9 protein-coding genes are annotated in these 14,714 nt (G+C 71.4%); all 9 read left to right on the forward strand.

Annotation, left to right across the window (positions count from 1 at the left end; genetic code table 11):
• Positions 1-157: 157 nt before the first annotated feature.
• The 9 genes from AC3CHW_RS29905 (at position 158) to sbnA (ending at position 14,442) form a co-directional block, all read left to right on the forward strand.
• On the forward strand, positions 158-670 hold the full coding sequence (locus tag AC3CHW_RS29905) for an SRPBCC family protein (protein WP_187085827.1): 513 nt from the start codon (positions 158-160) through the stop codon (positions 668-670).
• A 216-nt stretch (positions 671-886) separates the two neighbouring features.
• Positions 887-3,181, forward strand: coding sequence for an FdhF/YdeP family oxidoreductase (locus AC3CHW_RS29910; RefSeq protein ID WP_488468536.1), 2,295 nt, complete (start codon positions 887-889; stop codon positions 3,179-3,181).
• 253 nt (positions 3,182-3,434) lie between these two features.
• Entirely contained in the window at positions 3,435-3,662 is a 228-nt protein-coding gene (locus AC3CHW_RS29915) for a hypervirulence associated TUDOR domain-containing protein (RefSeq protein ID WP_398610512.1), read from the forward strand.
• On the forward strand, positions 3,659-4,000 hold the full coding sequence (locus AC3CHW_RS29920) for a DUF3140 domain-containing protein (protein WP_398610511.1): 342 nt from the start codon (positions 3,659-3,661) through the stop codon (positions 3,998-4,000). Before AC3CHW_RS29915 ends, AC3CHW_RS29920 begins: the two co-directional genes overlap by 4 nt.
• A gap of 1,225 nt (positions 4,001-5,225) precedes the next feature.
• Positions 5,226-7,844: a Pls/PosA family non-ribosomal peptide synthetase gene (locus AC3CHW_RS29925; RefSeq protein WP_488468537.1), complete on the forward strand. Its 2,619-nt coding sequence runs from the start codon at positions 5,226-5,228 to the stop codon at positions 7,842-7,844.
• A 133-nt stretch (positions 7,845-7,977) separates the two neighbouring features.
• Positions 7,978-11,313, forward strand: coding sequence for a non-ribosomal peptide synthetase (locus AC3CHW_RS29930; RefSeq protein WP_488468538.1), 3,336 nt, complete (start codon positions 7,978-7,980; stop codon positions 11,311-11,313).
• A gap of 1 nt (position 11,314) precedes the next feature.
• Entirely contained in the window at positions 11,315-12,322 is a 1,008-nt protein-coding gene (locus tag AC3CHW_RS29935) for a TauD/TfdA family dioxygenase (protein ID WP_488468539.1), read from the forward strand.
• The gene (gene sbnB / locus AC3CHW_RS29940; protein ID WP_398610507.1) at positions 12,319-13,386 is read left to right on the forward strand and encodes a 2,3-diaminopropionate biosynthesis protein SbnB; all 1,068 of its coding nucleotides are present in this window, start codon (positions 12,319-12,321) and stop codon (positions 13,384-13,386) included. Before AC3CHW_RS29935 ends, sbnB begins: the two co-directional genes overlap by 4 nt.
• Before the next feature lie 36 nt (positions 13,387-13,422).
• Entirely contained in the window at positions 13,423-14,442 is a 1,020-nt protein-coding gene (sbnA, locus tag AC3CHW_RS29945; protein ID WP_488468540.1) for a 2,3-diaminopropionate biosynthesis protein SbnA, read from the forward strand.
• The last annotated feature ends 272 nt before the right edge of the window (positions 14,443-14,714 follow it).

Below are 14,714 nucleotides of genomic sequence, written 5' to 3' on the forward strand. Positions count from 1 at the left end.
TTCGTGCTGCGCCGAGGCGGTCGGGTCGCCCGCGCGGGGTCCGCCGTCGGGGTGGTTGGAAGCGCGCGGAGTGGGCACTCGGCGGCGATCAGGTGTGTCCTGGGCTGGCGTGTACGGACTCGCGCGCCCCGGCCCGATGCGGAGGAGGCAGGACAGTATGAGCGTCATCGAGGGCGCCGTCGACGTCGATGTCCCGGTCCACATGGCGTACAACCAGTGGACCCAGTTCGAGTGCTTCCCCCGGTTCATGCGCGGCGTGCGCGAGGTGGACCGCTCACGGTCGGCCATGACGCACTGGGTGACCAGGTTCGGCGGCGTGACGCGCGAGTTCGACGCGGCGATCACCGAGCAGCGGCCCGACGAGCGCGTGGTGTGGCGCACCGTGCGGACGCCCCGGCTGACCGGAGCGGTGGACTTCCACGCGCTGGGGGAGTCCCGCTGCCGGGTCGCGCTGCGCATCGACTTCACGCCGCGCGGCGTCACCGAGCGGGTCGGGGACGCCCTGGGCGTGGTCCGGCGACAGGTGCTGGCGGACCTCGAACGCTTCAAGGAGTACATCGAGGGGCAGGGCCGGGAGACCGGGCAGTGGCGGGGAACGATCAGCGGCGGCCACGTCAGGCCCGACGCCGACCACCTGCCGCCGCGGGTGCCGCACTGGCCGACGGGTTGAGCCACGGTCGGCCGATGGGACCAGGGGGTGGGGCCGGCGGCGACGCCGTGACGACGATGACAGCGATGGCATCGACGGCATCAACGACGGTGAGGCTGCCTAGACGGTGATGATGCATAACGGGGTATTTCAGGTAAGTTCTGTCCATTATTCACCCCGGTGCTTCGCGCGCGGCAGGACGCGGAGGCCGGGGGCGCGGAGTGGAAGGCCGATGCGGTGCGAGACTCAGTGAACGACGATCCCGGCGGCGAGCAGGCGAGGATCACCCCGCCCAAGACGTGGGCGGCCGGCGTTCCGGCCGTCGCGCACGCGCTCCAGTACTCGCTCGCGGAGACCTCTCCCCGTCGTACGGCGCTGAACCTGCTCGACATCAACCAGACCAAGGGGTTCGACTGCCCCGGGTGTGCCTGGCCCGACCCCGCCCCGGGCCGACGGCACACGAACGAGTACTGCGAGAACGGCGCCAAGCACGCCAACGACGACGCCACCACGCGGCGCGTCACACCCGAGTTCTTCCGCCGGTACTCGGTGAGCGAACTCGCGCGCAGCTCGGACCGGTGGCTGAACCAACAGGGTCGGCTCACCCAGCCCATGGTGAAGCGGCCGGGCGCGGACCACTACGAGCCGATCAGTTGGAGTGCCGCCCTGTCGCTGCTGGCCGACGAGCTGCGCGCCATGGACTCGCCGGACGAGGCGGTCTTCTACACCTCGGGCCGGGCCGGCAACGAGCCCGCCTTCGTGCTCCAACTCTTCGCGCGGGCGCTCGGCACCAACAACCTGCCGGACTGCTCCAACATGTGTCACGAGTCCAGCGGCGCGGCGCTGCACGAGACGCTCGGGATCGGCAAGGGTGACGTCAGCCTCCTCGACATCCACCACGCCGACCTGGTGCTCACCGTGGGGCAGAACCCCGGCAGCAACCACCCCCGCATGCTGTCCGCGCTGGAGGAGACCAAGCGCGGCGGCGGGCAGATCGTGGCCGTCAACCCGCTCCCCGAGGCGGGCCTGATGCGGTTCAAGAACCCGCAGAAGCCCCGGGGTGTGATCGGCCGGGGCACCAACATCGCCGACCAGTTCCTCCAGATCCGCCTCGGCGGCGACCTCGCCCTCTTCCAGGCCCTGAACCTGCTCCTGCTGGAGGCCGAGGACGCCGCGCCCGGCACGGTCCTCGACCGCGCCTTCATCGACCAGCGCACCGCCGGGTTCGAGGAGTTCGCGGAGCACCTGCGCGCCACCGTCTCCTGGCCGGAGGTGCTGGCGGCGACCGGCCTGACCCGCCGGCAGATCGAGGAGTTGCGGGACCGGGTGCTGGCCAGCGAGCGGATCGTGGTGTGCTGGGCGATGGGGCTCACCCAGCAGAAGCACGGCGTGCCCACCATCCGCGAGCTGGTCAACTTCCAACTCCTGCGGGGAAACATCGGCCGGCCGGGCGCCGGCGTGTGCCCCGTACGCGGGCACAGCAACGTCCAGGGCGATCGGACCATGGGCATCTGGGAGAAGATGCCCCAGGACTTCCTCGACGCGCTGGAGCGCGAGTTCTCCTTCACCCCGCCCACCCGGCACGGCCTGGACACGGTGGACTCCATCCGGGCCATGCTCGAAGGCCGCGTCAAGGTCTTCCTCGGCCTCGCGGGCAACTTCGTACGCGCCGCCCCCGACAGCGAGCGCACTGAGGAGGCGATGCGCCGCTGCCGGCTCACCGCGCACATCTCCACCAAGCTCAACCGCTCGCACGCGGTCTGCGGCGACACGGCCCTGATCCTGCCGACCCTCGGCCGCAGTGAGCGGGACCGCCAGGGAGGTCAGGAGCAGTTCATCACCGTCGAGGACTCCATGAGCGAGGTGCACGCGTCGTCCGGACGCCTGGAGCCCGTCTCCAGCCACCTGCTCAGCGAGGTCGCGATCCTGAGCCGGCTGGCTCGCCAGACGCTCGGCGACAGGGTGCCCGTGCCCTGGGAGGACTTCGAGGCGGACTACGGGAACATCCGCGACCGCATCGCGCGGGTCGTCCCGGGCTTCGAGAACTTCAACACCAGGGCGCGGAAACCGGGTGGCTTCGCCCTGCCCAACCCGGTCAACGAGGGGGTGTTCCCCGCCCCCAGCGGCAAGGCGCAGTTCACCCGCAACGACTTCACGATGCTGCGTGCCCCCGAGGGGCACCTGCTGTTGCAGACGCTGCGCTCCCACGACCAGTGGAACACCGTCCCCTACACCACCAACGACCGGTACCGCGGCATCCACGGCTCCCGCCGGATCGTCCTCGTTCACCCCGCCGACCTGGCCGCCCTCGGGTTGGCCGACGGCGCGCGGGTGGACGTGGTCAGCGTCTGGCAGGACGGCACCGAACGCCGCGCCGAGGACTTCCGGCTCGTCTCCTACCCCACCACCGCCGGCTGTGCCGCGGCCTACTACCCGGAGACCAACGTCCTGGTGCCGCTCGACAGCGTGGCCGACACCAGCAACACGCCGACCTCCAAGGGCATCGTCGTCCGCTTGGAGCCGCGGCCCTGACGGACCGGACCGACCGGCCGACCACCCGTGGCGAGACGGTCACCGCGCGCCGAGACAGCCACCCGCGACGTCCGGACGTCACCCCGCGCCGAGACAGCCACCCGCGCGTCCAGACGATCACCCCGCGCCGAGACGGTGACCCCGCGCGGCAGGGCGGTCACCCCGGGTTGGGCCGGGCCGGGACGAATGGCGGGATGGCCGGGGGCGGAGCACAGTGGAAGAGACCTGCGGCCTGCGGCGTAAGAGGTGCCCCATGGCGAAAGACCAAGAGTTCGGCAAGGGAGACCACGTCTCCTGGAACAGTCACGGACAGTCCGTCCACGGGAAGGTCAAGAAGAAGATCACGAAGCGCACCGAGGCGGCGGGGCGCACCGTGGCCGCCTCCGAGGAGGAACCGCAGTACGAGGTCGAGAGCGACAAGACCGGACGCAGGGCCGTACACAAGCCGCAGTCCCTGCGAAAGCGGGGAGACGGGGCGTGAGCGGCGCGAGCGACGCGGACCGCGAGGAGACGCGGCGCGAGTTCGGCGAGGCCGTCAACATGAAGGCCGGCGACCTCGAAGCGTGGCTGGCGACGGACGAGTCGAAGAGCGTGGGCTGGTCGGACGACGGGGGCGAGAGCGTCGGCCACGCCTCGGGGCGCCGCATCGTCGAGTTGTTGCACACGAAGAAGGCCGACCTCAGCGACGACGACCTGGCCCACATGCGGAAGGTCGTCGGCTACGTGCACCGGCACACGGCCCAACGCCCCAAGGGCGATGTCACGCGTACCAAGTGGCGCTACTCCCTCATGAACTGGGGACACGACCCGACGAAGTGACCCGCGCCTGGCGCGCGAACGCCCCTCCCGCCGTGGCCGGAAGCCGTCGACGCGGGTGACGGCGCGCCGGGCGCCTCGTCGGTGCCGCGCGGAGGGCGACACCGGCGGCGGCGAAGCCGCGCCGGGGCGGCCCTGGGCCCGGGGGCGCCGGTCGCGCGACGGCGTTCCCACCCTGGCCGGTTGACCAGGTGCGGGCGGCCCCGTGCGGACGTCTCACGCACGGCCCGGACGATATCCCTCCCGGTCACGGGACGGGACCCGCGAGCCCCGCGTCCGAGCCCATGGGCATGAGGTTACCGAGCGGTTAGAATGCGCACACCGCCGTCGATATTCGAGGCGCTTTCGCGGACAAATGGCCGATGCAGTGGATATGACTGCTAAATCCGCCCAGCGTCCCGACGGATCAACCGTCACCCCACCCGGGCGCAATGTCCAGCACGACGGTGGCGACCTGTGGTTTCCGCGTACCGGTATCTCGCGCTCCGATGTCGACGCGGCGAAACGCCCCACGTTGTCGTGGGCGATTGACATCGGCCATCGTGTGTCATGGCGCTGAGCGGCATACGGCACGGTGGGACGCCTGGGCTATAACGCCAGCTCGGGGCGTAGATGGCGCACAGCAAGTTAATAGATCTCGTGCGGAAGTCGCACACCTGCCTATCAGTTCCATGTGAATGGCTAAGCCACTCGCGGGGGCGGCAACCGGAATGATCGGCCGGCATTGTGGCGCCTTGCCGGAGCCGCTGGAGTGCTTTATGGTTCTGGCTCGCGGAGGGGATATGAAGCATGGCCCGGCACGGCCGCACCCGCTCTCGGTCCGACCGCTGCGTCTTCTGGCGAGCTTGCCACCTGCGGAAACGTCGGTCGAGGTGGGGTGCGTGGGGCGCCGGAAAACCGGATTTGTCGGGCGTTCGGCAATGCCCGTATCGCTTCTTTCGGGGGCGCGGTAGTTCGACCGGTGCATACGGATGCGATCTTTATGGAAGGGGAAAGATCGCGGCGCCGGAAAGGATCACGAAAGCGCCCGGGGGCGTAGAAGTGTGAGGTCAACGTCCATGTCGACAGGTCCATCGGCCAGGTCGCGATGGAACGGAGAAGATCCATTCCGTCCGACAGCCGGCAAAGCGTCGCGTGCCCTTTTGATCTCCGCGGCCCGAAGATACGCGAGGCACCGTGGTCCGTATTTAGTCGTCGGCTAGTGGCGTCTGACTCTCAGGGAGTTCATGTGGCGCGAGAACCCGCCAAATCAGCGAGCGGCGATCCGGAAGAAGTCGGCACAACTTCACAGGAATGGGCAAGTCCGGAGAATCGTATAGCGGAGATCTTCGCCGAGCTGCTGGCCGAGGTCGTGCAGGTCGAAAGCGTGCCGCTCGACAGCCACTTTTTCGATGATCTCGGCGCGGACTCGCTGGTGATGGCACATTTCTGTGCACGCGTCAGGAAGCGGCCGGACCTTCCCGCGGCGTCGATGAAAGACATCTACCAGTGCCCGACCGTGCGCAGTCTGGCGGCGGCGCTCGCGGACGCGGCCCCCGCCCCGGTCAGCTCACCGGCCCCGGCCCCGCAGCCGGCGCCCGAACCGGTCAGCACGGTGCGCTACGCCCTGTGCGGAGCGGCGCAGCTCCTCTTCTTCCTCGGCTACGCCTTCCTCCTCACGGTCGTCACCGTGCGGGGCTACGAGTGGATCTCCGAGGCGTCGAACCCGACGGGGGGTTACGGCCGGGCCGTCGTCTTCGGCGCCGCCAACTTCCTCGGCATGAGCCTGCTGCCGGTCGCCGCCAAGTGGCTCCTCATCGGCCGCTGGACGGCCCGCGACTTCCCCCTCTGGGGCCCGACCTACCTGCGGTTCTGGGTGGTCAAGGTGCTGATCCGCAGCAGCCCGTTGGCCCTCTTCGTCGGCAACCCGGTGTACGTGTTCTACCTGCGGGCCCTCGGCGCCAGGGTCGGCAAGCACGTCACGATCCTCTCGCGCAGCGTCCCGGTCTGCGCCGACCTGCTCACCATCGGCGCCGGCACGGTGATCCGCAAGGAGGCGTTCTTCCTCTGCCACCGGGCGCACGCCGGACGGATCGAGACCGGACCGGTCACCATCGGCCGCGACGCGTTCGTCGGCGAACGCTCCGTTCTGGACATCCGTACGTCCATGGGGGACGGGGCACAACTCGGCCACGCCTCCGCCCTGCACAGCGGCATGGCCGTCCCCGGCGGTCAGCACTGGCACGGATCTCCCGCGCAGCGCACGGAAGTCGACTACCTCAGGGTCGAGCCGGCCCGGTGCGGCACCCTGCGGCGGGCCACCTTCGGCATCGGCGGCGTGCTCAAGACGCTGCTCGTGGTCGTGCCACTGACGATGGCCACCGTGGAGGCGCTGCTGACCTGGGTGCGCACGCTGGCCGGCGCGCGCGACTCGGGAGCCGAGTCCGTCACGTCCTCGGCGTTCTACGTCGAGGGGCTGGCGCTCTCACTGGTGCTCTTCGCCGGCTTCCTCGTCCTCGGCCCCGTCCTGCTGTTCACCGTGCCCCGCCTGCTGAGCCTCGCGGTCAAGCCGGACGTGGTCTATCCGCTGTACGGCGTGCGGTACTCCATGCACCGGACGGTGCAGCGCATGACCAACGCCAGGTTCTTCCTGTGGCTCTTCGGCGACAGCTCGTACATCGTCCACTACCTGCGATGCCTGGGGTACGACCTGTCCCAGGTGGAACAGACCGGCTCGAACTTCGGCATCCAGGTGCAGCACGAGTCCCCGTACCTGAGCACCGTCGGCAGCGGCACGATGGTCGCCGACGGACTGTCGATCATCAACACCGACGTCTCCAGCACCTCCTTCCGCCTCTCGCACACCTCGATCGGCGGCTCCAGCTTCCTGGGCAACCACATCTCGTACCCCTCGGGAGGCCGGACGGGCGACAACTGCCTGCTGGCCACGAAGGTGATGGTGCCGCTCGACGGCGAGGTGCGGCAGGGGACGGGCCTGCTGGGCTCGCCCAGCTTCGAGATCCCGCGCACGGTGGAGCGCGACACCCGGTTCGACCACCTGCGCGACGGCGAGGGTCTGCGCCGCGGCCTGGCCGCGAAGAACCGCTACAACATCCGCACGATGGGCGTCGTCCTGTTCCTGCGCTGGCTGCACGTCCTCGTCGTCACGCTGCTCGGCCTGGCGACCATCGGCCGGTACGACACGGTGGGCCAGTTGATGGAGGTCCTGCTGCTGGCGAGCGTGTTCGTCTTCACCGCCCTGTACTACGCGCTGGTGGAACGGTGCATGACGCGCTTCCGCCCCCTGCGACCGATGGTGTGCTCCATCTACGACCCCTACTTCTGGCACCACGAACGCCTGTGGAAGGTGCCCTACGCCCACCTCCAGGCGCTCAACGGGACCCCGTTCAAGAGCGTGTTCTGGCGGCTGCTCGGCGTGCGGGTGGGCCGCCGGGTCTACGACGACGGCTGCGACCTCTCCGAGCGCACGCTCGTCGCCATCGGCGACGACTGCGTGCTCAACGCGGCCAGCGCCATCCAGTGCCACTCCCAGGAGGACGGCACCTTCAAGTCCGACCACAGCACCCTGGGCGCGGGATGCACCATCGGGGTCGGCGCGCTGGTCCACTACGGCGTGACGATGGGGGACGGCGCGACGCTGGCCGCCGACTCGTTCCTGATGAAGGGCGAGGACGTGCCCGCGCACGCCCGGTGGGGCGGCAACCCGGCCGGCGAGCTGCGCGGCCCCGCGCCACGGCCGGTCGTGGCGGCCGGCGCGGCGGCGCTCGCGCCGGCGGCCGACCGGCGGGTCCCGCCACCGCGACCCAGGGCGGACGGCGCGGCCGTCGCGAAGAGCGCGTCCGGGTGACGCCGCGACCACCCGCGGCCGGGTGACCGCCCGGCCCGCACACCACCCGCACACCGCACGATCCACCGCCGCACCGCCGCGTTCCCGCGGCCAGTGACCCGCGGCGCCATGGCACGGCGAGGAGGGAGGCTCGATGAGCGCATCGATGGACGATGACCGGGAGTACTGGCGGAAGGTGCTCACCGCCGGCGGGTTCACCGCCATCCCACGGTGGACGCCCGATCCGGTGACGGGCGTCGCCGACCAGGAGACGGAGATCCCCGACGACCTGGCGGCGGCGCTGCGCCGACGGGCGGACGAGCTGGGCGTACCGCCGCACACACTGCTGCTCGCCGCGCACGCCAGGGTGCTGGCGGCGCTCTCCGGAGAGCGGACGGTACGCACCGGCTACGCCACGCCGGGGCCGGGCCCCGCCCTGCCCTGCCGGCTGTCGACCGCGCCGACCACCTGGCGCGAGCTGGTGGCCGAGGCGCGCGGGGTGGAGGCCGAACTGCTGGCCCACCAGGGCTGTGCGGTGGCCGACCTCGCGCGCGAACTGGGCCTGGACCACCTGCCGTACGAGACCGAACTCGACCTGGCCGGCAGCGGCGGCGACCTGGCACCCCACACCGTGCTGCGGGTGGCGGCACGGTGGAGCGGCGAGCGGCTCGCGCTGCGGCTGCGGTACCGGACCGAGGCGCTCGACGCCGAGTACGCCGCCCGGGTCGCGGGCTACCACCGCACCGCGCTCGCCCAACTCGCCGCCGACCCGGACGCCGAGCACGCACGGCAGAGCCTCCTCTCCGCCGCCGAACACCGCTTCCAGCTCGAAGGGTTGGCGGGTCCGGACCGCCCGCTGCCCGACCGCCGGTTCCACGAACTCTTCGAGGAGCGGGTACGGGCCCACCCCGAGGCCATCGCCGCCGTCCACGGCGACCGGCGGTGGACGTACCGCGAGCTCAACGCCCGCGCCAACCGCCTGGGACGGGCCCTGCTGGCGCGGGGCCTCGGCCGCGAGGACGTGGTGGCCGTGGTGACCGAGCGCGACCTGGACTGGATGGCCGCCGTCATCGCCATCTTCAAGGCCGGCGGCGTCTACCTGCCCGTCGAACCGCACCTGCCGGCCGACCGCGTCGCGGCCATGCTCTCCCGCGCCGCCTGCACGCTCGCCCTGACCGGCCACGAAGGCACCAGCCCCAGCGGCACCGGCCCCGACGGCACCGGTCCCGACGGCACCGGCCTAGGCCCGGCCCTGGAGACGCTGCCCGCCGTCCGCGCCCTGCCCATCGAGGCCGCGTACGCGGAGGACCACGCCGAGGACGACCTGGGCATCGAGGTCGGGCCGGACCAACTCGCCTACATCTACTTCACCTCCGGCTCCACCGGCGAGCCCAAGGGCGCGATGTGCGAGCACGCGGGCATGCTCAACCACCTCTACGCCAAGATCACCGACCTGGGGATCGGCCCGGGACAGGTGGTGGCCCAGACCGCCCCCCAGGGCTTCGACATCTCGCTGTGGCAACTGGTCTCCGCCCTCCTGGTCGACGGCCGGACCCACCTGGTCGAACAGCGGGTGATCCTGGACGTCCAGCGGTTCGTCGACACCCTCGTCGCGGGCCGGGTCAACGTGCTCCAGGTCGTCCCCTCCTACCTCGAAGCCGTCCTCACCGACCTGGAACGCCGGCCGCGCCCGCTGCCCGACCTGCGCTGCGTCTCGGTCACCGGCGAGGCGCTCAAGAAGGAGATCGCCCAGCGCTGGTTCGCGGCCCAACCCGGAATCAGGCTGGTCAACGCGTACGGCCTGACCGAGACCTCCGACGACACCAACCACGAGGTCATGGACCGGGCGCCGGACGGCGACCGGGTCCCGCTCGGCCCCTGCGTCAACAACGTGCGGGTGTACGTCGTGGACGAGCACCTGTCGCCGGTCCCGCTGGGCGCCCCCGGCGAGATCGTGTTCGCCGGCGTCTGCGTCGGCCGCGGCTACGTCAACGACCCCGAACGCACCCGACTCGCCTTCCTGGACGACCCGTACCACCCGGGCCAACGCCTCTACCGGGGCGGCGACTTCGGCCGCTGGCTGCCCGGCGGCAAGCTCGACTTCCTCGGCCGCCGGGACGCCCAGGTCAAGATCCGCGGCTTCCGCATCGAGATCGGCGACATCGAGAGCGCGCTGCTGCGGGTGCCCGGCGTGCGCGACGGCGCCGTCGTCGCGGCCGGACAGGGCGAGGGCCAGACCAAGCACCTCGTGGCCTTCTGCGCCGGGCCCCACGCCGTGGCCACGGAGGACCTGCGCGACCGGCTGCGCGAGTCGCTGCCCGCGTACATGGTCCCGACGGCCTTCCACTGGCGCGACCGACTCCCGCTCACCGCCAACGGCAAGGTCGACAAGAAGGCGCTCACCGCCCTGGCCGCCGAACGCGGCGCCACCGACGACGGCCAGCACGCGCCGCGCACGCCCACCGAACGCCGGTTGGCCGAGGCGTGGACCACGGTGCTCGGCATCCCGACCGACCGCATCGGGCGCCGGGACCACTTCTTCGACCTGGGCGGCACCTCGCTCTCCGCCGTCAAACTCGCGATCGCCCTCGACCGCGCGGTCTCCCTCAACGACCTCACCCGCCACCCCGTCCTGGCCGACCTGGCCGCCCTGGTCGACGGCCGCTCCGTACGTCGGCCGGGGCTGCTGCACCCGCTGGCCGAACCGGAGGGCGAGCCCACCGCGCTCCTGGTGTGCTTCCCGTACGCCGGCGGCAACGCGGTCAACTTCCGGCCGATGGCCACGGCCCTGCGGGCCGGCGGGCTCGCGGTCGAGGCCGTCGAGCTGCCCGGCCACGACCTGGCGGCCGAGCGCGCCCCGTTCGCCCCGCTGGAGCAGGTGGTCGAGCAGGTCGTCGCCGAACTGGCCGCGCGCCCACTGCCGCCCCGGTTGCTGCTCTGGGGCCACTCGTCCGGCGCCGCCCCGGCCATCGAGACCGCCCGCGCCCTGGCGGCCCGCGGCATCCCCGTGCACCGGGTGTTCGTCGGCGCGCAACTCCTCGGCGACGCGGAGGAACGACGCGCCGCCATCGCCGAGTTGGCGCTGCGCAGCAACGCGCAGATCACCAAGGAACTCAGCGCCGACACCGGCTACAGCACCCTCGACGACCTGGACGCGCAGCACGGCGACCACATCGGCGCCGCCTACCGGCACGACTGCGTGGCGGCCCACCGCTACTTCACCGACCTGCTGGAACACCCGCCGGCTGACCGGCTGACCACCCCCCTGACGGCGGTCGTGGCCGCCGACGACCCGATCACCGCGGACGCCACGCACCGCCACCACACCTGGCGACTGCTGGCCGACCGCGTGGAGCTGCGCGAACTCGCCGACGGCGGGCACTACTTCCCGCGAACCCGCCCGGCCGATGCGGCCCAGGCCGTGCTGCGCGCCCTACCGGCGCCCGACGCGTCCGTGAACCGCGAAGAGAAGGAACGAAAGGGGTACTGATATGCCATCGCCATCAGCGGCGTCACTGCTCGACGTGGTGCGCGGGCCCGGCAGCCCGCCGGTGCTGCGGCTCGAAACCCGCGCCGACCCGGCCCACTGGGCGGCCCGACACCGGGACGCGCTGCGCGCCACCGTCGCCGAGCACGGCGCCTTGCTGGTCCGCGGCCTGGGCATCGGCGACGTCGGCCAGGCCGAAGCGGTCTTCCGGGCCGTCTCCAACGGGCTCATGGGCGAGGAGAGAGAGACCTTCGCGCCCCGGCGGGCCCACAGCGCGGGGGTGTACTCCTCCTCGAAGTGGCCACAGAACCAACAGATGTGCATGCACCACGAACTCAGCTACACGTTGGGGTTCCCCGGCCTGATGCTCTTCGCGTGCCTGACCGCGCCCACCACCGGCGGGGTGACCGGCGTGGCCGACGCGCCCACCGTCCTCGACGCGCTGCCCAGGAAGCTGGTCAAGCGGTTCGAGCGCCAGGGCTGGCTGCTGACGCGCAACTACAACGACGAGATCGGCGCGTCCGTGGCCGAGGCGTTCGGCACCGAGGACCGCGACGCCGTGGAGGGCTACTGCCGCGCCAACGCGATCGACTTCCGGTGGCAGCCCGACGGCTCACTCCGTACCCGCCAGCGCCGCAGCGCCGTGGTCCGCCACCCGGTCACCGGCCGGCGCTGCTGGTTCAACCAGGTCGCCTTCCTCAACGAGTGGACCATCGAGCCCGAGGTCCGCGAGTACCTGGTCGACGTCTACGGCGCCGACGGCCTGCCGTTCAACACCTTCTACGGCAACGGCGACCCGATCGACGGCGAGGTCGTGCGGCAGTTGAACGCCGTCTACGAGGCCCACACCGCACGCGAGCCGTGGCAGGCCGGAGACCTCCTGGTCGTGGACAACATCCGCACCGCCCACAGCAGGGACCCGTTCGAGGGGCCGCGCGAGATCCTCGTCGCCATGGCCGACCAGGTGCGGCTGTCCGACTGCTCGCCGACGATCGAGGTGACCCACCCGTGATCAGTGAGCGCTCCGCCACCGCACGGCCCGCTTCCGCCGCCGCCACCGTGCCACCGTTCGCGGTGATCTCCGGGGCCCAGGTGCAGCAGACGATCCAGGGCCGCGAGACCTCGATCGTGGACCTCGTCGAAGCCACCTACCGGCTGCACGGCGAGGGCGACTCGGTCAACCCGCCCTCGTACTTCCTGCGGTTCCCGGACCGTCCCGCGTCCCGGATCATCGCGCTGCCCGCCTCGCTCGGCGGACAGACCAGGGTCGACGGCCTGAAGTGGATCTCCAGCTTCCCGGCCAACGTGCCCGCCGGCATCCCACGGGCCTCGGCCGTGCTGATCCTCAACGACCACGACACCGGCTACCCGTTCGCCTGCCTGGAGAGCTCGATCATCAGCGCCACCAGGACGGCGGCCTCCGCCGCCCTCGCCGCCGACCGACTCAGCCGCGGCCGGCCCCGCCCGACCCGCGTCGGTTTCCTCGGCACGGGGCTGATCGCCCGCTACATCCACACCTTCCTGGCCGCCACCGGCTGGACGTTCGAGCAGACCGGCGTGCACGACCTGGCCGCCGACAGCGCGGCCGGTTTCCGCACCTACCTGGAACAGTCGAACGCCACGGGCCCCGTCACCGTGCACGACAGCGCCGAGGCACTGATCCGCTCCAGCGACCTGGTCGTCTTCGCCACCACCGCCGGCAGGCCCCACGTCAGCGACGCGTCCTGGTTCGACCACCATCCGCTGGTGCTGCACATCTCGCTGCGCGACCTCGCCCCCGAGATCATCCTCGACGCGGTCAACATCGTGGACGACATCGAGCACTGCCTCCAGGCCGACACCTCGCCGCACCTGGCCGAACAACGCACCGGCAGCCGCGCCTTCCTCGCCGGCACCCTGGACGACGTACTCGCCGGACGCGTGCGCGTGCCCGCGGACCGGACGGTGGTCTTCTCACCCTTCGGCCTCGGGGTGCTCGACCTCGCCGTCGGCAAGTACGTCCACGACGAGGTGAGCCGCTCCGGCCACCTGCACGTCATCGACGACTTCTTCCACGAACTGCGCCGTCATGGCTGACCGTACGGGCCAGCGACGAACGCTGAAGGGGGCGATATGACGGTCATCTCCGCTCCGGTGGATTTCAACGAGGAGGAGCTCTACGTCGACCTGCGGTCGATCGTCGGGCACGCGCTCTTCCTCAAGTGCGAGGGCTTCAACTTCGCCGGCTCGATCAAGCTCAAGGCCGCGAGGGAGATGGTGGAGGCCGCCGAGTGGAGCGGCGACCTGAAACCGGGCTCCGTCCTGATCGAGTCGTCGTCGGGCAACCTGGGCGTGGCGCTCAGCATCATCGCCGCGAGCAAGGGTTACGGCTTCGTGTGCGTCACCGACGCCCGCTGCAACCTGTCGGCCCGCCGCGCCATGGAGGCCCTGGGCAGCCAGGTGCACGTCATCCCCCAACCCGCGACCAACGACGGGTTGCTCGGCGCGCGCATCGCCTACGTGCGAGCACTGTGCGCCGCCGACGAGCGTTACGTGTGGCTCAACCAGTACGCCAACGCCGACAACTGGCGGGCCCACTCCCGCACGACGGCGCCCGCCATCGCCCGCCACTTCCCCGGGTTGGACGTGCTGTTCGTCGGCGCCGGCACCACCGGCACCCTGATGGGCTGCGCGCGCTACTTCAAGGAACTGCGCCGCCAGGTGCGGATCGTGGCGGTGGACAGCGTGGGCTCGGTGACCTTCGGCGGCGAGTCGGGCCGCCGCATGATCCCCGGCCTCGGCACCAGTGTCCGCCCGGCGCTGCTGAACGAGGCGTACGTGGACGACGTGGTCGTGGTCGAGGAGACGGACACCATCCGCACCTGCCACCGACTGGCCAGGCGCGGATTCCTCTTCGGCGGGTCCACCGGCACCGTGGTCAGCGGCGCCGAACGCTGGCTGGACGAGCACGACGCGCCCGACCTCACCGCGGTCGCCATCGCCCCGGACCTCGGCGACCGCTACCTCGACACGATCTACCACCCGAAGTGGCTGCACGAGTTCTACGGCGACGACGTGCTCGCCACCGACGACCTCACCGGCGACCTGGAGCGCGACCTGAGCGTCAACCACTCCGACTCCCCGGCCCGTTGACGCCCCTCGGGCCCGTCGGCGTCACCAGCGAGCGCGCGTAGGGGGGTACCCGGCCCGGGCCGGGTACCCCCCTCACGCACGGCCCGCCACCGAGGACGCGACACCACGGCCAGCGGCCGGAGTCAGCGCCGCGTCACCCGGTTTGGTCACTCGGTCTCGTCGCGCTACGGCGGGCGCCGGAGGGCTGGCACCGGGTTATCGGGTGGCGGGCGGGCCCCTGACGGCGGGTGCGTCCGCTCGCGACGGCCCCCACGTATCCCTTGTCCGGGAGG

The organism is Streptomyces sp. MGP-BFMKR1 (assembly GCF_057766585.1).